The sequence below is a fragment of the Bradyrhizobium vignae genome (genome assembly GCF_900324035.1).
Taxonomy (GTDB): domain Bacteria; phylum Pseudomonadota; class Alphaproteobacteria; order Rhizobiales; family Xanthobacteraceae; genus Bradyrhizobium; species Bradyrhizobium vignae.
Window position 1 is genome coordinate 4,584,583 of sequence record NZ_LS398110.1, and the last position, 19,352, is coordinate 4,603,934.

The window sequence follows — 19,352 nt, forward strand, 5'->3', positions numbered from 1 at the left end:
GCGGTCGGGCATTCCGTCATGCCCGGGCTTGTCCCGCCTGCGCGGCCGAAACCGCTTCGGCGCGGCAAAGGCCCGGGCATCGACGTTTCAGGCCTATCGCCTCGCCGCCTGTTCGCTCACGACGGCCGCTTGCGCTTGTGCGCGAAGGGATTGGCCTTCTCGCGCAAGGTGATGCGCACGGGCGTGCCCGGCAGATCGAAGGTCTCGCGCATGGAGTTGGTGAGGTAGCGCAAGTAGGATTGCGGCACCGCGTCCGCGCGCGAGCAGAACAGCACGAAGCTCGGCGGGCGCGCCTTGTTCTGCGTGATATAGTTCAGCTTCAGCCTGCGGCCGGACACCGCCGGCGGCGGATTGGCCTGGATGGCCTGCTCGAACCAGCGATTGAGCGCCGAGGTCGGCACGCGCCTGTTCCAGACAGCGTAGGCGTCCTGGATCGCCTGCATCAGGCGGTCGATGCCCTCACCCATCAGGCCCGAGACGGCGACGATCGGCACGCCCTTGAGCTGCGGCAGCCAATGGTCGGCATCGCGGCGCAGGCCCGAGATGGCGCCGCCGCCCTTGGTCTCCATCAGATCCCATTTGTTGACCGCGAGCACGACCGCCCTTCCCTCGCGCTCGATCAGATCGGCGATGCGCAGATCCTGCTCCTCGAAGCGGTTCTGCGAATCCATCATCAGCACGACGACTTCGGCAAAGCGCACCGCGCGCAGCGCATCGGCGACGGAGAGCTTTTCCAGCTTCTCCTCGATCCGCGAGCGCCGGCGCAGGCCGGCGGTATCGAACACGCGGAAATCGCGGCCCTTCCAGTTGATCTCCACCGCGATGGAATCGCGCGTGGTGCCGGCCTCGGGGCTGGTCAGCAGGCGCTCCTCGCCGAGCAGGTGATTGATCAGCGTCGACTTGCCGGCATTGGGCCGGCCGACGATGGCGACACGGATCGGGCGGGTCGCGGCCTCCTCCTCGGAGAGCGGTTCGTCGTCCTCGGCCTCATCGTTCTCGGCGGGCTCCGGCATCAGCCTGCTGAGCGCGTCATAGAGCTCGCCCATGCCCTCGCCATGCTCGGCCGAGATCTGGATGGGATCGCCGAGGCCGAGGGCGAACGCTTCCATCGCACCGGCATCGCCATGCTTGCCCTCGCTCTTGTTGGCGATGAGCAGCACCGGCTTGTTGGCCTTGCGGGCGAAATCGGCGAAGGCGCGATCGGTGGGCGTGAGACCGATGCGGGCGTCGATGACGAAGAACAGCGCGTCGGCTTGCGCGATCGCGGTCTCGGTCTGCTCCTGCATGCGCGCAGTCAGCGAGCCCCTGGCGCCCTCGTCGAGGCCGGCGGTATCGATGATGGTGAACTGGAGGTCGCCGAGCCTGGCCTCGCCTTCGCGGCGGTCGCGGGTGACACCCGGCAGGTCATCGACGAGCGCGAGCTTCTGTCCAACCAGGCGGTTGAACAGCGTCGATTTGCCGACATTGGGCCGGCCGATGATGGCGATCGTGAAGGACATCGGTCATTCGTGCGCTGCCGGGGCTGCGCCTGTCAATGCAATGAGGGATATCAGCGCGAGAAGCCGCCGCTCGGCAGCGGCGCCGGGAAAGCGCTCTGCGATTGCTGCTGGGTGGTCTGGGCCGGTTGCGCCTGCTGGGCGGGCTGATCCGGCGCCGGCGCGGTGGTGCGCTTGCGGACGATCTTGTGCTTGGGCGGCGGAGCGGCCGTAGCTGGTGCGGCCTCCGGCTGAGCCTCGCCGTCGACCTCGCCGGCAGGCGCCTCAGCCGGTGCTGCTGCCGCGGCGGCGGGCTGCTTGGTGCGCTTCGCCTTGCTCCCCTTTGCCGGCTTGGCCGGCTCGGGCGGCGGCTCCGCAGGCAAGGCCGCGACGGCCGGCGCATTCGCGTCCTGCTGCTGCTGCGCGCCCTTGTACATCTCCTTCGGGACACCCTGTTCGAGGCCCGGCACGCCTTCCGGAAAGACCGGCTTGCGCTCGCCCGGCAGCTTCTTCTTGGTGTCGAGGAAGTCGAGCATATCGCTTGGATCGAAGCTCGAGCAGCCGCCCAGGACGCCCGTGAAGGCGATCAGGATGGCGGCTGCGATCAAGCGTGGCGTGCGGCGCATCTTGTGTCTCGTCTTGCGTCAGAGGACCGTCGTCAGCTCTTGGCAACGGGCGGCAACAGGGCCTGGAGCGCCTCGGCGCGCGAGCGCAGGCCGGGCGGCGTTTCGCCGTCGCCTTCAATCGCGTCGAGCCATTTGCGGGCTGCGGTCATGTCGTTGTTGCGCCAGGCCGACAGCGCCAGCATCTCGCGAGCGCTGTGGCGGAAGGTCGACTTGGGCGCGGTGGAGGCTTCCAGCCGCTGCTGCATGTCGGCGTAGCTGGCGCTGTCGAGCAGCAGGCCGCCGGCCCGGATCTTCGCCAGATCCTGCCACTCGCCACCAACGCTGCGATCGGCGGCAATGTCGTCATACATCTTCGCGGCGGCCTTGGGATCGCGGCTCGCGGCCTCGGCCGCAGCACGCAGCCGCGCCAGGGTGCGATAGCCGGACGGAGCCTTGGCGGCGAGCTCGGTGAAGGCCTTCTCGGCGTCCTCGTGCTTGGCCTGCTCGGACAGCTCGACCGCCTTCTCGAAGGCGGCACCGGCCTCGGCCGCCTTCTTGGCCTCGAAATACTGGTAGGCGCGCCAGCCGCCGACGGCGGCCACGACCAGCACCATCAGGGCGATGAAGTAGATCGAATACTTGTCCCACAGCTTCTTGAGCTGTTCGCGACGTACTTCCTCGTCGACTTCGTCAAATAATTCAGACACTTATGCTAATCCCATGCCCGTCCGGGTACGCGCGCGGAAGCGTTCGCGTCAGAAATCCCGTCCCCACGTGGCGGCGAGGTACCCTAACGATATGGCGGTGGCAAGGCAAAGCGAGCCCGATCAAGGCGTTAACCACCCGGGAAGGCCCTGGGAGAACCGCCTGCCCGGCTCAGCTGCCGAGCAGTTCCCGCAGCTGCCGCTTCAGCACCTTGCCATTGGCATTGCGTGGCAGCGGCTCTGATGTGATCGCCATGGTTTCGGGCACCTTGTAGTCGGACAGCCGCTCGGCGCACCAGGCGCGCAAATCCGCGTCGGCAACGGGTGCGCGCGTCACCACCACGGCGTGGACGCGCTCGCCCAGCACCGGGCAGGCCTTGGCGATGATCGCGCTCTCCACCACGGCGGGATGGCCGGCCAGCACGGATTCGACCTCGGCCGAATAGATCTTCAGGCCGCCGCGATTGATCATGTCCTTCTGCCGGTCGAACACGCGGATAAATCCGTCCGCATCCACCGAGCCGAGATCGCCCGAGTGCCAGAAGCCGCCCGTGAAGCTTTCGGCCGTGGCTTTCGGATTCTTCCAGTACCCCTTGATCACTGAGGCGCCATGGATCCAGAGCTCGCCGATTTCGCCGCGCGGCAGCTCGCGCCCGTCCGCCCCCATCGCGACAATGCGCGCGCCGGGGCACGGCAGGCCGACGCTGTCGATGTGGATCTTCGTCAGCTCGCCCGGCATGATGGTCGAGGGCGACGTCGTCTCGGTCGCGCCGTAGCAGTTCATCAGCTTCAGTCCGGGAATCTTCGCCTTCAGCTTCTCGATGGTCGCGACCGGCATCGGCGCGCCGCCAAAGCCGCCGATGCGCCAACTCGACAGATCGTAGCTGTCGAAATCGGGCTGGAGCAGGCAGAGATTGTACATCGCCGGCACCATCACGGTGTAGGTGACGCGCTCGCGCGCGGCGAGCTTGAGATAGTCGGCCGCCCTAAACTCCGGCATGATGATCAGCGCGCCGCCGCAGCGGACCATGGTCGTGATGTTGGCGACGACCCCGGTGACATGGCCGAGCGGCACCGCCGCGATCGAGCGATCGGTTTCCGCCAACTGCAGACAGGACTCGAACACCATCGAGGAGTGCACGATGTTGCAATGGGCCAGCATCGCGCCCTTCGGCTTGCCCGTCGTCCCCGAGGTGTAGAGAATCATCGCGGTGTCCTCCTCCCCTACCTCGACCGGCGCAGGCGCCGGCGAGTTGTCGGCGAGCACTGCGAACCGCGACAGAGCCGGATCATCGTCGATAGCAATACGGTGGATCAGATCGGGCAAATCCGGCGCATCGGGCAGCCGCTCGGCGAGGGCGGCTTCGTGGATCAGGATCTTTGCGCCGCAATCGGTCAGCACATAAGCGATTTCCGGCTTCTGCTGGCGCGTGCTGAGCAGCACGGTGACCAGCCCTTCATGCGCGGCGGCAAACAGCAGCAGCGGAAATTCGATGCGGTTGCCGAGCAGGATGGCGACGCGGTCGCCGCGCTGCAATCCGAGCTTGCGAAATCCAGCTGCGATCCGTGCGGCCTGCTCCACGGCCTGCTGCCAGCTCAGGCGGATATTGCCTGCGATCAGCGCTTCACCGTCGGGATTGCGGGCGCGGGCATTGGCGATCATCGCCCAGAGACTCGCCGGCCGGTCGCAGAACGCCGGCACCACCCGGTCGCCAAAGCGCGCCTCGAGCCGCATCGGCGGAATCTGAGATTGCGACCAGTCCATCGGAATGCCCTGACCTTGTTGCTTCGTCAGCTTCCGCGCATGCGCAGGCGGAGCTGTCTTGCGCTGACCGGCTGTCTTCACCTTTGGCGCATGATCTCGTCGGAAAACCGCTCCACACTTTGCGCTAACGGATCATGCGCTACACGCCCACGACGGGAACACCGATCACGACGGGATGGAACGCAAAGGCCAGCGCCAGATAAGCAACGACCCCGACCCCGACCGCGATCAGATCGTTGGTGACGCCGCCCACCGGGATCGGCGGGCCGCCGGCGTCGGTGCGATGCTTGAGCGTAATGCGGTCATACACCGCCCAGGCGAGGAACGAGCCGAACAGGATGATCGAGCCGAGATCACCGTTGGCGAGCAGATGCGCCGCCGCCCACAACTTGATGCCGGCCAACATCGGATGCTTCAGCGTCGCATAAATACGGCCGCGCAAATATGACGCCACCACCAGGATGACGGCGGGCAGCATCAGCGCGAGCGTGACGTGCTTCATCGCCTTCGGCGGATACCAGACGTCGATCCAGCCGGAGCTGCGGTAGTGGGCAAAGCCCCAAATGATCAAAGCGAGGCCCGCCAGCGAGACCAGCGAATAGAGGATCTTGTAGGTCCCCTCGCCCAGCTTCGCGATCGCCTGCGCGCGCGCCTCGCGTTTCGTCGTGAAAATATGGGCCGCGAAGAACAGCACCAGCCCCAGGACCATGACCAGCAGACCCACGACATCCCCTTGCGTAAGACCCGTGCTCCATCAGGTATCATCTTCACCCAGCGAAGCGCAATGCGTCAGTCCTTCTCAACCAGCTTTCCGCTTCGGGCTTCGATCCAGTCTCGTCCCATCGCGATGCTCAACTTCACCAGAGGCGCGGCAACCGTGGAGAAGAGCAGCTTGATCATGTACTGGCCAACGATCGTCGGCAGGACGACGCCGGTACCGTAGAACGCGATCGACACGAATATGACGGTGTCCAGCAGCTGAGCCAACATCAGGCTAAGCCAGGCCGACAGCACCACGGACCTCCTGCCGAACGCCGTCTTGCGCAGCAGGAGGAAGAACGACAGGTCGAAGTGTTGACTGACCATGTAGGCGATCCAGCCTCCGATCCAGATTCGAACCGAGGAGCTGACGACCGTTTCGAAATCCTGCTGGTGGTGCCAGCCCGAAGCCGCCGGGAGATAGGCGGCAAACTCGAAATAGGCGGCGGACAAGGCCATGCTGACCAGGCCGAGATTGATCACCCGCCTGGAATACTCCCTGCCGAACAATTCCGCGATCGTGTCGAGAATGATGAATGTCAAGAGATAGCTGAACACGGTCGCGCTGGCGTCCAGGCCGAAAGGCAGGGCGAACAGCTTTGAGCCCGCGATCGTGCTGGTGATCAGCAGCGAGGAATGGAGTGTGAGCAGAAATAGAAAATAGCTGATCCTGGCATCCATCGGCTCACGGCCCCCGGGGCGGTCTGGCGTTGATAGGTCAAGGCTACGGGCCCAAACTCCCAAAAACAACTTCTTGTTGAATTAGACATCCGGCGGAATATGATCCGGGCATTGCATAACGACCGGACCGTTGATTATGGCCGACAAAATCAGTTTTGACGTCAGAATATTGGATTTCCTTCGTGCTTCCCACGGCCGTTCGCAGGAAGCAATCATTGTAGAATTCCTGCAAACGGCGATTGCGATCAGCCCGGCAGCCGATGCCGGATCGGTGCTGATCAACCATCAAAGGACAAAGCGGCTTGTGCTATTCAACGAAGGCGATTTTCTCTTTCGCGATCGCCTATTGGATCCGCAAGAACGTGCCAGCTTTCCGTCCGCGTTGGGCTACTACGGTACAACTGCTGGAGTATGCTTTAGAACGGGTATGCCGACCACGTTTTCACGGACCGAAGGAGGTGAGTTCTACGGCGAAAGCCCAATCCAGAACATGGTTTGCTTTCCAATCAAATTGGGACAAGGTCAAAGACCATTTGGCGTCGCCTGCTTCCATAACAACGATCCGGCGAAGGCATTTTCTGCCGAGGATAAACGCGTACTAGAGGCCTATACTGACATCTTGGCACTCGCCCTTCATACACCTCACCCGGAGCTCCAGATCGATCGGAACGTCTTCATCGTGCATGGCCGAGACAACGTCAGCCGGAAGGCGCTCGAGGACATCCTTCGGGACAGGAAGGTCACTCCCAAGGTGCTGGCGCGGGAAGACAAGAACGCAACGACGATCTTGGCAGCCTTGGAAGACCTCATCCGAACTTGCAAAGCAGGCTTCATCCTTGCCACGCCCGACGACGAGGGACGCCTGGCAAAATCCAACGACCAATGTGCTGCACGGGCACGTGAGAACGTCATCTTCGAGATGGGGTTGCTATTCGCCAAATTCCGAGCGTTCGACCGAGTCGCTATCCTGCTGAAGAAACCGTTGAAACTGCCATCGGATCTCAACGGGGTCACCTATGAGGAATTCGACAGGATCGAAGACCTCGAAGCCACCATCGCACTCAAACTTCACAAATGGAATCTGCTGAACTGACAAGACCTCTCACGGTGGCCTTGCCGCTGGGCTAAACCCGACAGCGGGTCAGTTTGGGTGCCGATTGTCGACATAACGGATCGCGATGGGTCGGCCGGCCAGCGCGCCGGCAAACCCGGCGGTCAACTTCAGCGGCAAGCAAGCCTTCAGCGATGAATTGATCGCGTTGAGATAGGTCGTGCGGGTGTCTACGGGAACGCCCGCGGTCGCAAATGTCATGCGCGGTGGGCCGATCAGGCCACCCGATCGGTTGAGGCTGAACCGCACCGACATCTGCATGCCCGCGCGCGCATTATTCGATGGCGGCGACCAGCAGCTGCGCAGCTCGGCAAAGAGATCGCCGATCGTGTCGAGATCGTGATCTGGCTTCCGGTATTTGGCGCGGTCGGCATCGGACGGCACGCTTTCGATCGTGAGCTGGAGGTTCTGGCCGTAAGGATAGTCCATCTCGGGAATACAGGGGCCGGGCTCGAGCGGGCTGCAATAAGATGGCGTGCAGGGCCGGCCGTCGAGCACGCTACACGACTCATGCGAGAACGGGATCGGATTGATCTGCCGGGGCCGCGCTTCGGCGGCGAGCGTCGTCGCCGGCAGGAGAGCAACAAGGATGACGCGCCACATGGAGCGAGCTCACAACGTGATACAAATGGAACGTGGCGCTGCCTCCAACAAGGTCAAGCCTATCGCAATTCACGTGCTCGCGTTCAGGGCAACTGTCGTCGCCCGGCTTGACCGGGCGACCCCTACTCCGAGGCGCTTGTAATTGAATCGAGAGGCTGCAGCGTACTGGACGCGCCGGTCAAGCCGGCGCATGACAGCTGGGTGCAGCTGCCCCAGGGGGAACGCACCCTACCCCTTCTTCTTGACGTCCTTGACGTTGGTGAACTCGATGCCCTCGGCGCGCTCCCTGGTGTAGCCGAGGTAGAACTCGTTCCTGGCGAGATACACGGGATCGCCATCCACATCGTCCGCGATGCTGGAGGTGTTGGCGGCGATGAAGCTGTCGAGCTTCTTGCGGTCCTCGGAGGAGACCCAGCGCGCCAGCTGGAACTCGCTGACCTCGAACTCCACCGGGAGCGAATATTCCGCCTCGAGCCGCGCCTTGAGCACGTCGAGCTGGAGCGCGCCGACCACGCCGACCAGCGCCGGCGCGCCGTCGCGCGGACGGAACACCTGCACCACGCCCTCTTCCGACATCTGCTGAAGCGCTTCCTTCAGCTTCTTCGCCTTCATCGCGTCGGTCAGACGGACGCGGCGGACGATTTCCGGCGCAAAGCTCGGCACGCCCACGAAGTTGAAATCCTCGCCTTCCGTCAGCGTGTCGCCGATGCGCAGCGTGCCGTGGTTGGGAATGCCGACGACGTCGCCGGCGAAGGCTTCGTCCGCCACCGAGCGATCCTGCGCGAAGAAGAATTGCGGGCTCGACAGCGGCATGCTCTTGCCGGTGCGCACCAGCTTGGCCTTCATGCCGCGACTGAGCTTGCCGGAGCAGAGCCGCGCGAAAGCGATGCGGTCGCGGTGGTTCGGATCCATGTTGGCCTGGATCTTGAACACGAACGCGCTCATGCGGGGATCGGTCGCCTCGACCTTGCGCTGGTCGCTGTCCTGCGCGCGCGGCTCGGGCGCGAACTTGCCGAGGCCTTCCAGGAGATCGCCGACGCCGAAATTGCGCAGCGCGCTGCCAAAATAGACCGGCGTCAGATGGCCCTCGCGAAACGCCTCGAGCTCGAACGGCTTTGACGCTGCGGTGACGAGCTCGAGCTCGTCCTTCACGGCAGTGACGTCCAGATTGGCGTTGAGCTTGGCGAGCTCTTCGATCTCGATCTCAAGCGCCGCGCCGGTCTTGGCGCCGCCGCCTTCGAGCAGGCGCACGCCGCCATTGACGACGTCATAGGTGCCGAGGAAATCCCGGCCGCGCCCGACCGGCCAGGTCATCGGCGTGGTGTCGAGCGCCAGCGTCTTCTCGATCTCGTCGAGCAGCTCGAACACATCCCGGCTCTCGCGGTCCATCTTGTTGATGAAGGTGATGATCGGGATATCGCGCAGGCGGCACACCTCGAACAGTTTTCGGGTGCGCGCCTCGATGCCCTTGGCGGCGTCGATCACCATCACCGCGGAATCTACCGCGGTGAGCGTGCGATAAGTGTCTTCCGAAAAGTCCTCGTGGCCCGGCGTGTCCAGGAGGTTGAACACGAGACCTTCGAACTCGAAGGTCATCACCGAAGTGACGACCGAGATGCCGCGTTCGCGCTCGATCTTCATCCAGTCCGAGCGCGTATTGCGCCGCTCGCCCTTGGCCTTGACCTGGCCGGCGAGGTTGATGGCGCCGCCGAACAGCAGCAGCTTTTCGGTCAGCGTGGTCTTGCCGGCGTCGGGGTGGGAGATGATCGCGAAGGTCCGCCGCCGCGCCACTTCAGCGGCAAGCGGGGAACGGGCCGGCGATTCGGCTGTGGTTGTGGCGATGTCGGACATGGCGGGAGCGTGTGGCAGGGAAAACGGGCCTGATCAAGCCTCATTTGGTGATTGCACAGGCCTTCGGCCAGCCCCATATCGGCGCTTGGATATCAGTCTTGGGGAGGACGGCCTCCCTATCCATCAGCACGTCAGCCGCGGGGACGACCCTGCTGAAATGGAGGGTCGTCGTGGCCTGGAGCATCCTGTTTGTCGCCGGTCTTCTCGAGATCACCTGGGCGATCGGCTTGAAATACACCGAGGGCTTCACCAGGCTCGTTCCGTCCGTCATCACGCTGGCGGCCATGGCCGGCAGCGTCATCCTGCTCGGGCTTGCGCTCAAATCACTTCCCGTCGGAACCGCCTATGCGGTCTGGACCGGCATCGGCGCGGTCGGCACTGCGACGCTCGGCATCGTCCTGTTCGGCGAGCCGGCAACGGCCTTCCGTCTTGCCAGCATCTCCCTGATCGTCGCCGGGATTGCCGGGCTGAAGCTCGTTACCTGACGAAGATCTGAACCACCCACCAGGTCAGCGCGGCGACGATGGCCGAGGCCGGGATCGTGATCACCCAGGCACAGACGATCGAGCTGGCGACGTTCCAGCGCACTGCCGAGACGCGGCGGGCCGCGCCGACGCCGACGATGGCGCCGGTGATGGTGTGGGTGGTCGAGACGGGAACCCCGAGATAAGTCGCCATGAACAGGGTCGCGGCACCCCCCGTCTCGGCGCAAAAGCCCTGCATCGGCGTCAATTTCGTGATGCGCAGGCCCATCGTGCGGACGATGCGCCAGCCACCCATCAGCGTGCCCAACGCCATCGCCGCCTGGCAGGACAGCACGACCCAAAACGGCACCGAGAACTCGCTGCCGAGATGGCCTTGCGAATAGAGCAGCACCGCGATGATGCCCATGGTCTTCTGCGCGTCGTTGCCGCCATGGCCGAGCGAATAGAGCGAGGCGGAGGCGAATTGCAGAATGCGGAACGCGCGATCGACCGCGAACGGCGTCGAACGCACCGAGGCCCAGGACACGATCGCGACCAGCATCATCGCGAGCAGAAAGCCGACCAGCGGCGACAATACGATCGCCAGCACCGTCTTGGACAGCCCGCTCCACACCGCGGCCGAAATCCCCGCCTTGGCCATGCCGCCGCCGACGAGGCCTCCGATCAGCGCGTGCGAGGATGAAGAAGGAATGCCGAGCGCCCAGGTCACGAGGTTCCAGACGATGGCGCCGACGAGCGCCGCGAAGATCACCTGGGCATCGACGATCGAGGGATCGATGATGCCCGTGCCGATGGTCTGGGCGACGTGCAGGCCGAACACCATGAAGGCGACGAAATTGAAGAAAGCGGCCCAGAATACCGCGAATTGCGGCCGCAGCACGCGGGTCGAGACGATGGTCGCGATCGAATTGGCGGCGTCGTGCAGGCCGTTCAGGAAGTCGAACAGCAGCGCGACGGCGATCAGTCCGACCAGGACGGGAACACCCAACGCAGCATCCACGGCAGCCCCGCCTACACTTGCTCGATGACGATGCTGTTGATCTCGTTCGCGACGTCGTCGAAGCGATCGGCCACCTTCTCCAGGTGGTCGTAGATCTCGACGCCAACGATGAAGTCCATCGCATTCCCCTCGCGGTGCTTGAGGAACAGCTCCTTCAGGCCGATGTCGTGAAGATCGTCGACCCGGCCCTCCAGCTTGCCGAGCTCTTCGGTGATGGCGGTCAGCATGGCGACGTTCGGGCCGATCGATTGCATCAGCGGCAGCGCACGCCCGACCAGATTGGCGCATTCGATCAGGAGCCCGCCGATCTCGCGCATGGGCGGCTCGAAGGCGCGAACCTCGAACAGCATCACTGCCTTGGCCGTCTGCTGCATCTGATCGATGGCATCGTCCATCGACGTGATCAGGTTCTTGATGTCGCCGCGGTCGAACGGGGTGATGAAGGTGCGGCGCACCGCCGTCAGCACCTCACGGGTGATGTTGTCCGCGTCGTTCTCGAACTGATTGACGCGCTGGCAATAGACCGGCGTCTCCTCGCCGCCATTGAGCATGCCCTGGAGCGCGATCGCCCCTTGGATCACCGTCTGGGCATGCCGGTCGAACAGGTCGAAGAACCGTTCTTCCTTGGGCAGGAACGCACGAAACCATCGCATCATGGGGACAGGCTACCGGTTGGAAATGGCCAGGCCCGAAGGGGCCGTCACGAAACTGTCATAGACCATTTTCGATCCGCGCGCGTGTCATCTCGCGCCCGCGGAGCCGGATCATCCACCGCTTTCAAGCGGTCGGTAACTCTGTTTAAAATCAATTACTTAGAGCGATCTTCGGAAGTAATGCGCGATTTCGCCGATGACGCCGCGGCGGAAGGTGAGCACGCAGATCACGAAGATCGCGCCCTGGATCACCGTGACCCACTGGCCGAAGCCCGCCAGATACTGCTGCATGGCGATGATCACGAAGGCGCCGACCACGGGGCCGAAAATGGTGCCGAGACCGCCCACCAGCGTCATCAGCACGACTTCGCCCGACATCGACCAATGCACGTCGGTGAGCGAGGCATTTTGCGCCACGAACACCTTCAGCGATCCGGCAAAGCCGGCCAGAGTCCCTGAGAGGATGAAGGCCAGGAACTTGTACTGGTCGGTGCGATAGCCGAGCGAAATCGCCCGCTGCTCGTTCTCGCGGATCGACTTCAGGACTTCGCCGAACGGCGAGTTGATGATGCGGAAGATCAACAGGAAGCCAGCGAGGAAGCCGGCCAGCACGACATAGTACAGCACCGTCGCATTCGAGAGATCGAGCACGCCGAACATGTGCCCCTGCGGAATGCCCTGGATGCCGTCCTCACCATGGGTGAACGGTGCCTGGAGGTAGATGAAGTACAGCAGCTGCGACAGCGCCAGCGTGATCATCGAGAAATAAATGCCCTGGCGGCGGATCGAGATGTAACCGGTGATGACCGACAGGCCGAACGCCGCGGCGACGCCGACGAGAATGCCGAGCTCCGGCGGCAGTCCCCACACTTTGAGCGCGTGCGCGCTGCAATAGCCGGCCGTCCCCAAGAACATTGCATGGCCGAACGACAGCAGGCCGCCATAGCCGACCAAGAGGTTGAAGGCGCAGGCGAGCAGCGCAAAGCACAGCGCCTGCATCACGAAGAACGGATAGACTCCCGTGAACGGGACAGACGCCAAGAGCAGCGCCATCACCACGAACACAATCATCTCGTCGCGCATCGCACGCGGGCTTGCAGGCAGCGTATCGTCCGTCAGGGTTGTCATATCAGGCCGCTCTTCCCGTCAATCCCGTTGGCTTCACCAGGAGCACCAGCACCATCAGTACGAACACGACGGTATTGGAGGCCTCGGGGTAGAAATACTTGGTCAGACCCTCGATCACGCCGAGCGCGAAGCCGGTGATGATGGAGCCCATGATCGAACCCATGCCGCCGATCACCACCACCGCGAACACGACGATGATGAGGTCGGCGCCCATCAGCGGCCGGACCTGGTTGATTGGCGCCGAGAGCACGCCTGCGAGCGCGGCGAGGCCGACGCCGAGACCATAGGTCAGCGTGATCATGCGCGGCACGTTGATGCCGAAGGCGCGGACCAGCGTGGGGTTTTCGGTGGCGGCGCGCAAGTAGGCGCCGAGCTGCGTCTTCTCGATCAGGAACCAGGTGGCAAGACACACCACCAGCGAAAACACGACGACCCAGCCGCGGTAGACGGGCAAGAACATGAAGCCGAGATTCATGCCGCCCTTGAGCTGGTCCGGAATGGCGTAAGGCAGGCCCGAGGAGCCGAAGTAGTTCTGGAACACGCCCTGCACGATCAGCGCGATGCCGAAGGTCAGCAGCAGGCCGTAGAGATGGTCGAGCCCGGTCAGCCATTGCAGCATGGTCCGTTCCAGGATCATGCCGAAGATGCCGACGATGATCGGCGCCAGCAGCAGCGCCCACCAGTAGTTGATGCCGCCGAGGTTCAGCAGGAAATAGGCCACGAAGGCGCCCATCATGTAGAGCGCGCCATGGGCGAAATTGATGATGTTGAGCATGCCGAAGATCACGGCAAGCCCGAGACTGAGCAGCGCGTAGAACGAGCCGTTGATCAGTCCCACCAGTAGCTGAGCGTAAAGAGCCTGCATCGATCCCGCACCCGGTCCCTTCGGCGTTCCCGTGAAAGTCGCCCGCAGGCTCGATGGCCTGCGGGCCGTTATCTTACTTCTTGAGCAGCGCGCACTTGCTCTCGGACAGCGGGGTGAAAGCCTGGTCGCCCGGCACCGTGCCGACCAGCTTGTAGAAGTCCCACGGTCCCTTGGACTCGGAGGGCTTCTTCACCTCGAACAGATAGGCGCTGTGGATGGTGCGGCCGTTGGGCTGGATCTCGCCCTTGCCGAACAGATCGTCCTCGGTCGGCATCGACTTCATCTTCTCGACGATCTTGACGCCGTCATGCGGATTGCCGCCGAGTGCTTCGAGAGCCTTGAGGTAGTGACGCACGCCGGCATAGACGCCCGCCTGCACCATGGTCGGCGGCGCATTGTTCTTCATCTTCGCGGCGAAACGCTTCGAGAACGCGCGGGTCTGGTCGTTCATGTCCCAGTAGAAGGTCTCGGTGAAGTTGAGGCCCTGCGCCGTCTCCAGCCCGATCGCCTTGACGTCGGTGAGGAAGAGCAGCAGCGCCGCGAGCTTCTGGCCGCCTTTGCCGATGCCGAACTCGGCCGCCTGCTTGATGGTGTTGGTGGTGTCGCCGCCGGCATTGGCAAGACCGATGATCTTGGCCTTGGACGCCTGCGCCTGGAGCAGGAAGGAGGAGAAATCCGGCGTGTTCAGCGGATGCTTGACGCCGCCCACCACCTTGCCGCCGTTGGCGGTGACGACCGCGCTGGTGTCGCGCTCGAGCGCGGCACCGAAGGCGTAGTCCGCGGTCAGGAAGAACCAGGTGTCGCCGCCGGCCTTGACCAGGGCTTGGCCGGTGGTGTGGGCCAGCATGTAGGTGTCGTAAGTCCAGTGCACGGTGTTGGGCGAGCACTGCGCGTTGGTGAGGTCCGATGTCGCGGCGCCGGAGTTGATGTAGACGCCGTTCTTTTCCTTGATGACGTTGTTGACGGCGAGCGCGACGCCCGAGTTCGGCACGTCGACGATGATGTCGACCTTGTCGACGTCGAACCACTGCCGCGCGATCGCGGTGCCGATATCGGGCTTGTTCTGGTGATCGCCCGAGATGATGTCGATCTTCCAGCCCTTCGCGGCCAGGCCGGAATCCTCAACGGCCATTTGCGCGGCGAGCGTCGAGCCGGGGCCGCCGAGATCGGCATAGAGGCCGGACTGATCGGACAGCGCGCCGATCTTCACGGTCTTGTCCTGCGCGGACGCGACGCCTGCAGCGGCGAACGTGAGCGCGGTGGTCAGCAGCAATGACGCAATCGACCTGGTGTTCATGCAACTTTCCTTTTTGAATTTTCTCGTTGGCAGTTCTTCAGTTTGAGCATGATCTTGTCGGAAACCGCACCATTTGTGATAGCGCGGCCCTCAGGGTCCTGATCATGCACTAGACACCCAAATAGGTGTGGAGCTTGTCCATGTTGGTGGCAAGCTCCGCGTTGGAAAATCCGTCAATGATCTTGCCGTGCTCGACCACGTAGTAGCGGTCGGCAACGGTGGATGCGAAGCGGAAATTCTGCTCGACCAGCAGAATGGTGAAGCCCTCCTTCTTGAGCCGCGCAATGGTGTGGCCGATCTGCTGGATGATGACGGGCGCAAGGCCCTCGGTCGGCTCGTCCAGCATCAGGAAGCTCGCGCCGGTGCGCAGGATGCGCGCGATCGCGAGCATCTGCTGCTCTCCGCCCGACAGCTTGGTGCCCTGGCTGGACAGCCGCTCCTTGAGGTTTGGAAACAGGTCGAAGATCTGGTCGAGCGGCAGTCCGCCTGCGCGGACGACCGGCGGCAGCATCAGATTCTCCCGCACGTCGAGGCTGGAGAATATACCCCGCTCTTCCGGGCAGAACGCGATGCCCATGCGCGCGATCTTGTCGGAGGTCGCGCGGATGATCTCCTCGTCGTTGAACTTCACCGAGCCCGAGCGCTTGCCGATGATGCCCATGATCGACTTCAGCGTGGTGGTCTTGCCGGCGCCGTTGCGCCCGAGCAGGGTGACGACCTCGCCCGCGTTCACGTCGAAGTTGATCCCGTGCAGGATGTGGGACTCGCCGTACCAGGATTCGAGATTGCGGACTTGAAGGATGTTGCCGCCGGTCGCAGCCCTGGCCGGAGCCTCGGCGATTGCAGTGTCAGGCATGACCGGCTCCCAGATAGGCTTCCTTGACGCGCTCGTCCTTGGTGAGCTCGGAGTAGTGGCCCTGCGCGAGCACCTGCCCGCGCGTCAGCACGGTGATGATGTCGGAGAGGTTGGCGACGACGCTCAGATTATGCTCGACCATCAGGATGGTATATTTCGCGGAGATGCGCTTGATCAGCGCCGCGATCTTGTCGATGTCCTCGTGACCCATGCCGGCCATCGGCTCGTCCAGCAGCATCATCTCAGGGTCGAGCGCAAGCGTGGTTGCGATCTCGAGTGCACGCTTGCGCCCGTAGGGCATCTCGACCGCGGGCGTATTGGCAAACTCACTGAGGCCGACATCGTTCAACAGCTCGCGCGCGCGATCGTTGAAGCGGTTGAGCACGGACTTCGAGCGCCAGAAGTCGAACGAAGAGCCGTGCTGGCGCTGAAGCGCGACACGGACGTTTTCCAGCGCGGTGAGATGCGGAAACACCGCCGAAATCTGGAACGAACGCACAAGACCCATGCGGGCCACATCGGCCGGTGCCATCGCCGTGATGTCCTGCCCCTTGTACAGGATCTTTCCGGCAGACGGTTTGAGGAACTTGGTCAATAGATTGAAGCAGGTCGTCTTGCCGGCCCCGTTCGGGCCGATCAATGCGTGAATGCTCCCACGGCGAACCTTGAGCGCAACGTCGCGGACGGCGAAGAAGCCCGCGAACTCCTTGGTCAAGCCTTCCGTTTCGAGAATGAACTCATTGGCCAAACAGATTTCCCCCTGCCCGCGCGAGACGCGTGGCTATCCTTGTTACTTCGGCTGTCCGGAGGCCTTGGAGCCCGCCCGGGACGCCGCCTCCGGGCGCGGAATATGCCGGAGGTGACGGGGGTTAGGCAAGGCGGAAAGCTGAGCAGATCAAGCCTCCGGCTGGGATACAAATGCTCCCTTAGTCGGAGACGTTTTGATGTCGTGCCTGCCCGGCGTCCGGTTCGCAAGGCGCCGGCCATCAAGCCGTCGTTAACGGTCTTTCGTCTCCCGCGCCAGCCTTCATAGAAAATTTTCCCGCAAGCGGGATCATGTACGGGTCTTCACGTGCGGAGAATATTGCTTTGGATTTTGCAAGCGCCGCTCCCTCCGTCGTCAAGTCGATCCGGCAACGCGATCTCCTGAACACGTGGCTGCGACTTTACGCGCGCCGGCAGATCGCGCCGGCGATCTGGGAGTATCAGCCTGTGCGACTTGAGGAGGAACTGTCGGATCTCATCTACTATACGGTGGAATTTTCGACGCCGACGACGCGCCTCATCATCCAGAGCGAAGGCACGCGCATCTCGCGTGCCTATGGACATACCGGCAAGGGCGTTCCGCTCGATGACTATGTCGGACCGCGGCACGCGCCATTCGTGATACCGATCTATCACGAATGCGTGGCGCGCGGGTTGCCCGTCTACAGCGTGGCCGACGTCGACGACGTCTACGGACGCATCGTCGCCTATGAACGGCTGCTGCTGCCCTTCCAGACTGACGGCAAGGTCTGTCACGTCATCGCCTCGGTCAAGACGTTCTGCGAGGACGGCGGCTTCGAGATCAAGAATCTGATGCGCGGAAACGACGCGCTGCCGCGTCCAAAGATGCGCGCGGTAATCGATCGCGAGCTGTTTCATCGCGCCCCCGGCCGCATTGCGCCCGCCGAGACGGTCGAGTTCGCCGACCAGCCGGGCTCCGGCATCGCCACCGGGATCATCGAGTTGAACTAAAGCGCGATGAGATTTGGAATCATCGTCGCTTCAGCATGATCTTTCCGGAAAACCGCTTCGCACTTTTCCCGATCATGCTTCAGCAGTCAGCGCGCTTTGCCGCCGACCTCCTTGGTATAGATATCCGGCTTGAAGCCGACCAGCAGCTTGCTGCCGATTTCCAGCACGGGCCGCTTGATCATCGATGGTTGCGCCAGCATCAATGCCAACGCCTTCTTCTCGGTGAGGCTTTTCTTGTCGGAATCGGGGAGCTTCTTGAAGGTCGTCCCGGCGCGATTGAGTAGCGCCTCCCAGCCGACCTTGTCGCTCCACTGCTTGAGCTTGTCCTTCTCGACACCTGCGGCCTTGTAGTCGTGAAAGTCGTAAGGCACGCCATGCGCATCGAGCCAGGCGCGGGCCTTCTTCATGGTGTCGCAGTTCTTGATGCCGTAAATGATGTTGGGCAAGACGCTCCTCGCGCATGGCGTATCGTGACACTCTTGGCGTTGTACGAAACTCCGGCTCGCGCGACAATATTGCGGACGCCGCCAACTCTCCGAACGGACATTCCATGCACGTCACCCACGATCCCGCAGCTGCCGCCTCACCGACCATCGACTTCAACAGCTTCCTCGCGGTCGATGTCCGTGTCGGAACCATCGTCGACGCCAAGCCGTTTCCGGAGGCACGCAAGCCGTCCTGGCGGCTGTGGATCGATTTCGGTCCCGCCGTCGGCGTGCGCAAGAGTTCGGCACAGATCACTGAAAACCACCCACTCGATACCCTCGTGGGGCAACAGGTCGCGGCCGTCGTCAATTTCCCGCCTCGCCAGATCGGCCCAGTGGTCTCCGAGGTGCTGACGCTCGGCTTCCCCGATGCGAACGGCAAGGTCGTGCTGGTGCAGCCGAGCAAGCCTGTGCCGAACGGCGGACGGCTGTTCTAGCGGGCACACGAACCAGAGCCGCCCCGCCGCCTCCGGCAGGGGCGCGCCAGCCACTTCACCGGCTTGTCTCCCGATCGGCGTCAGCAGGTCTTGACTTGCCATCGTCATCCTTTCAAAATGACTGATCGATCGTTTTTTTATTTTATCGCGCCGGAATTGGTGCATCCTCGACCAACTCCCCAAAACGATCGATCCGTCAGTTATTTATGGACCGGGCCGATGCCAAAGATCAGCGACAAGAAGCGCGAAGGCCGGCGTCAGCAGATCCTCGAAGCGGCCCTCGCCTGCTTTGCCGAGAACGGTTTTCACCAGACCGGCATGGCCGATATCGTCAAGCGGTCGGGCTTGAGCCACGGCGCGGTCTATCTGTACTTCCAGAGCAAGGACGACCTGATCGAAGCGCTCGCGGACGACCGGCATCGCCGTGAGGCCGTGCTCAACTCGGTGGCGCAAGGATCCGGTGATCCAATCGAAGGGCTGCACGCGCTGGTCCGCGTCTACGCGCAATGGCTCACCGATCCCGCCGGCGAAGCCCGCCGCCGTGTCGGCATCCATGGCTGGGCCGAAGCGCTGCGCAACCGCCGCATCCGCAGCAGCGTCGTCGAAGGCATCGACATGCCGCGCGCGCTGATCGTGGCGCTGGTCGAGCGCGGCCAGCATGACGGGCTCATCAAGCGCGAGCTCCGCGCCGAGGCGATCGCGCGCGTGCTGATCGCGACTTTTCAAGGCTTTGTGCTGCAACAGTGCTGGGGCGAGGACCTCGACGTCGACGCCTGCATGGCGGCCGTCGACAACGTGATCGACGGCTTGCGCATGCCGAAGCCGGACGTCAAGCGACGAACCAGGACATGAACG

At 63.3% G+C, this 19,352-nt stretch carries 21 protein-coding genes; 5 read left to right on the forward strand and 16 right to left on the reverse strand.

Features of this window, described 5'->3' with window-relative positions; translation table 11 throughout:
• Nucleotides 1–116: 116 nt before the first annotated feature.
• From der to BRAD3257_RS22410, 6 genes are all read right to left on the reverse strand, one after another.
• Entirely contained in the window at nt 117–1,499 is a 1,383-nt protein-coding gene (der, locus tag BRAD3257_RS22385) for a ribosome biogenesis GTPase Der (RefSeq protein WP_122403611.1), read from the reverse strand.
• A gap of 50 nt (nt 1,500–1,549) precedes the next feature.
• A complete protein-coding gene (locus tag BRAD3257_RS22390) occupies nt 1,550–2,101 on the reverse strand; it encodes a hypothetical protein (protein ID WP_122403612.1) in 552 nt (183 codons plus the stop codon).
• 32 nt (nt 2,102–2,133) lie between these two features.
• Nucleotides 2,134–2,787, reverse strand: a complete 654-nt coding sequence (locus BRAD3257_RS22395) for a tetratricopeptide repeat protein (RefSeq protein WP_122403613.1) — start codon at nt 2,785–2,787, stop codon at nt 2,134–2,136.
• Nucleotides 2,788–2,956: 169 nt separating this feature from the next.
• Nucleotides 2,957–4,549: a class I adenylate-forming enzyme family protein gene (locus BRAD3257_RS22400; protein ID WP_122406717.1), complete on the reverse strand. Its 1,593-nt coding sequence runs from the start codon at nt 4,547–4,549 to the stop codon at nt 2,957–2,959.
• A gap of 139 nt (nt 4,550–4,688) precedes the next feature.
• Nucleotides 4,689–5,273, reverse strand: coding sequence for an NnrU family protein (locus BRAD3257_RS22405; RefSeq protein ID WP_122403614.1), 585 nt, complete (start codon nt 5,271–5,273; stop codon nt 4,689–4,691).
• 65 nt (nt 5,274–5,338) lie between these two features.
• The gene (locus BRAD3257_RS22410; protein WP_122403615.1) at nt 5,339–5,989 is read right to left on the reverse strand and encodes a queuosine precursor transporter; all 651 of its coding nucleotides are present in this window, start codon (nt 5,987–5,989) and stop codon (nt 5,339–5,341) included.
• Nucleotides 5,990–6,125: 136 nt separating this feature from the next.
• On the opposite strand from BRAD3257_RS22410, the gene BRAD3257_RS22415 reads away from it, so the two are divergent.
• On the forward strand, nt 6,126–7,082 hold the full coding sequence (locus BRAD3257_RS22415) for a TIR domain-containing protein (RefSeq protein WP_122403616.1): 957 nt from the start codon (nt 6,126–6,128) through the stop codon (nt 7,080–7,082).
• A 48-nt stretch (nt 7,083–7,130) separates the two neighbouring features.
• On the opposite strand, the gene BRAD3257_RS22420 is transcribed toward BRAD3257_RS22415, so the two are convergent.
• Both BRAD3257_RS22420 and BRAD3257_RS22425 read right to left on the reverse strand, forming a co-directional pair.
• On the reverse strand, nt 7,131–7,703 hold the full coding sequence (locus tag BRAD3257_RS22420; RefSeq protein ID WP_122403617.1) for a hypothetical protein: 573 nt from the start codon (nt 7,701–7,703) through the stop codon (nt 7,131–7,133).
• A gap of 228 nt (nt 7,704–7,931) precedes the next feature.
• On the reverse strand, nt 7,932–9,554 hold the full coding sequence (locus BRAD3257_RS22425) for a peptide chain release factor 3 (protein ID WP_122403618.1): 1,623 nt from the start codon (nt 9,552–9,554) through the stop codon (nt 7,932–7,934).
• A 170-nt stretch (nt 9,555–9,724) separates the two neighbouring features.
• Here BRAD3257_RS22425 and sugE point away from each other — a divergent pair, with 170 nt between their 5' ends.
• Nucleotides 9,725–10,039, forward strand: coding sequence for a quaternary ammonium compound efflux SMR transporter SugE (gene sugE, locus BRAD3257_RS22430; protein ID WP_122403619.1), 315 nt, complete (start codon nt 9,725–9,727; stop codon nt 10,037–10,039).
• On the opposite strand, the gene BRAD3257_RS22435 is transcribed toward sugE, so the two are convergent.
• The 7 genes from BRAD3257_RS22435 to BRAD3257_RS22465 all read right to left on the reverse strand — a co-directional run bounded on the left by BRAD3257_RS22435 (nt 10,032) and on the right by BRAD3257_RS22465 (nt 16,586).
• The gene (locus BRAD3257_RS22435) at nt 10,032–11,039 is read right to left on the reverse strand and encodes an inorganic phosphate transporter (RefSeq protein WP_122403620.1); all 1,008 of its coding nucleotides are present in this window, start codon (nt 11,037–11,039) and stop codon (nt 10,032–10,034) included. The two genes, sugE and BRAD3257_RS22435, sit on opposite strands and share 8 nt — an antisense overlap.
• A gap of 11 nt (nt 11,040–11,050) precedes the next feature.
• Nucleotides 11,051–11,695 (reverse strand): DUF47 domain-containing protein, encoded by a 645-nt coding sequence (locus tag BRAD3257_RS22440; RefSeq protein WP_122403621.1) that lies wholly within the window; start codon nt 11,693–11,695, stop codon nt 11,051–11,053.
• A 156-nt stretch (nt 11,696–11,851) separates the two neighbouring features.
• Nucleotides 11,852–12,820 (reverse strand): branched-chain amino acid ABC transporter permease, encoded by a 969-nt coding sequence (locus BRAD3257_RS22445; protein WP_122403622.1) that lies wholly within the window; start codon nt 12,818–12,820, stop codon nt 11,852–11,854.
• Between the two features lies 1 nt (nt 12,821).
• Entirely contained in the window at nt 12,822–13,685 is an 864-nt protein-coding gene (locus BRAD3257_RS22450; protein WP_028178028.1) for a branched-chain amino acid ABC transporter permease, read from the reverse strand.
• A gap of 73 nt (nt 13,686–13,758) precedes the next feature.
• Nucleotides 13,759–14,982 carry an ABC transporter substrate-binding protein gene (locus tag BRAD3257_RS22455; protein WP_122403623.1) on the reverse strand — a complete coding sequence of 408 codons (1,224 nt, stop codon included), beginning with the start codon at nt 14,980–14,982 and terminating at the stop codon, nt 13,759–13,761.
• A 109-nt stretch (nt 14,983–15,091) separates the two neighbouring features.
• Nucleotides 15,092–15,838 (reverse strand): ABC transporter ATP-binding protein, encoded by a 747-nt coding sequence (locus tag BRAD3257_RS22460; protein ID WP_122403624.1) that lies wholly within the window; start codon nt 15,836–15,838, stop codon nt 15,092–15,094.
• The gene (locus tag BRAD3257_RS22465) at nt 15,831–16,586 is read right to left on the reverse strand and encodes an ABC transporter ATP-binding protein (RefSeq protein ID WP_122403625.1); all 756 of its coding nucleotides are present in this window, start codon (nt 16,584–16,586) and stop codon (nt 15,831–15,833) included. Before BRAD3257_RS22465 ends, BRAD3257_RS22460 begins: the two co-directional genes overlap by 8 nt.
• 308 nt (nt 16,587–16,894) lie before the next feature.
• On the opposite strand from BRAD3257_RS22465, the gene BRAD3257_RS22470 reads away from it, so the two are divergent.
• Nucleotides 16,895–17,575, forward strand: a complete 681-nt coding sequence (locus tag BRAD3257_RS22470) for a PAS domain-containing protein (RefSeq protein WP_122403626.1) — start codon at nt 16,895–16,897, stop codon at nt 17,573–17,575.
• Nucleotides 17,576–17,661: 86 nt separating this feature from the next.
• Here BRAD3257_RS22470 and BRAD3257_RS22475 read toward each other — a convergent pair whose 3' ends face one another.
• Nucleotides 17,662–18,021: an ArsC family reductase gene (locus tag BRAD3257_RS22475; RefSeq protein ID WP_122403627.1), complete on the reverse strand. Its 360-nt coding sequence runs from the start codon at nt 18,019–18,021 to the stop codon at nt 17,662–17,664.
• A 104-nt stretch (nt 18,022–18,125) separates the two neighbouring features.
• Here BRAD3257_RS22475 and BRAD3257_RS22480 point away from each other — a divergent pair, with 104 nt between their 5' ends.
• Entirely contained in the window at nt 18,126–18,497 is a 372-nt protein-coding gene (locus BRAD3257_RS22480; protein ID WP_122403628.1) for a tRNA-binding protein, read from the forward strand.
• 219 nt (nt 18,498–18,716) lie between these two features.
• Nucleotides 18,717–19,349 carry a TetR/AcrR family transcriptional regulator gene (locus BRAD3257_RS22485; protein ID WP_122403629.1) on the forward strand — a complete coding sequence of 211 codons (633 nt, stop codon included), beginning with the start codon at nt 18,717–18,719 and terminating at the stop codon, nt 19,347–19,349.
• The last annotated feature ends 3 nt before the right edge of the window (nt 19,350–19,352 follow it).

What these genes read in the sequence shown, in the direction of transcription:
- BRAD3257_RS22410 (WP_122403615.1), bottom strand. Translation starts at nt 5,989, where the DNA reads ATGGATGCCAGGATCAGCTATTTTCTATTTCTGCTCACACTCCATTCC.
- BRAD3257_RS22455 (WP_122403623.1), bottom strand. Translation starts at nt 14,982, where the DNA reads ATGAACACCAGGTCGATTGCGTCATTGCTGCTGACCACCGCGCTCACG.
- BRAD3257_RS22440 (WP_122403621.1), bottom strand. Translation starts at nt 11,695, where the DNA reads ATGATGCGATGGTTTCGTGCGTTCCTGCCCAAGGAAGAACGGTTCTTC.
- BRAD3257_RS22480 (WP_122403628.1), top strand. Translation starts at nt 18,126, where the DNA reads ATGCACGTCACCCACGATCCCGCAGCTGCCGCCTCACCGACCATCGAC.
- BRAD3257_RS22485 (WP_122403629.1), top strand. Translation starts at nt 18,717, where the DNA reads ATGCCAAAGATCAGCGACAAGAAGCGCGAAGGCCGGCGTCAGCAGATC.
- BRAD3257_RS22425 (WP_122403618.1), bottom strand. Translation starts at nt 9,554, where the DNA reads ATGTCCGACATCGCCACAACCACAGCCGAATCGCCGGCCCGTTCCCCG.
- BRAD3257_RS22450 (WP_028178028.1), bottom strand. Translation starts at nt 13,685, where the DNA reads ATGCAGGCTCTTTACGCTCAGCTACTGGTGGGACTGATCAACGGCTCG.
- BRAD3257_RS22390 (WP_122403612.1), bottom strand. Translation starts at nt 2,101, where the DNA reads ATGCGCCGCACGCCACGCTTGATCGCAGCCGCCATCCTGATCGCCTTC.
- BRAD3257_RS22445 (WP_122403622.1), bottom strand. Translation starts at nt 12,820, where the DNA reads ATGACAACCCTGACGGACGATACGCTGCCTGCAAGCCCGCGTGCGATG.
- der (WP_122403611.1), bottom strand. Translation starts at nt 1,499, where the DNA reads ATGTCCTTCACGATCGCCATCATCGGCCGGCCCAATGTCGGCAAATCG.
- BRAD3257_RS22460 (WP_122403624.1), bottom strand. Translation starts at nt 15,838, where the DNA reads ATGCCTGACACTGCAATCGCCGAGGCTCCGGCCAGGGCTGCGACCGGC.
- BRAD3257_RS22470 (WP_122403626.1), top strand. Translation starts at nt 16,895, where the DNA reads ATGTACGGGTCTTCACGTGCGGAGAATATTGCTTTGGATTTTGCAAGC.
- BRAD3257_RS22400 (WP_122406717.1), bottom strand. Translation starts at nt 4,549, where the DNA reads ATGGACTGGTCGCAATCTCAGATTCCGCCGATGCGGCTCGAGGCGCGC.
- BRAD3257_RS22420 (WP_122403617.1), bottom strand. Translation starts at nt 7,703, where the DNA reads ATGTGGCGCGTCATCCTTGTTGCTCTCCTGCCGGCGACGACGCTCGCC.
- BRAD3257_RS22415 (WP_122403616.1), top strand. Translation starts at nt 6,126, where the DNA reads ATGGCCGACAAAATCAGTTTTGACGTCAGAATATTGGATTTCCTTCGT.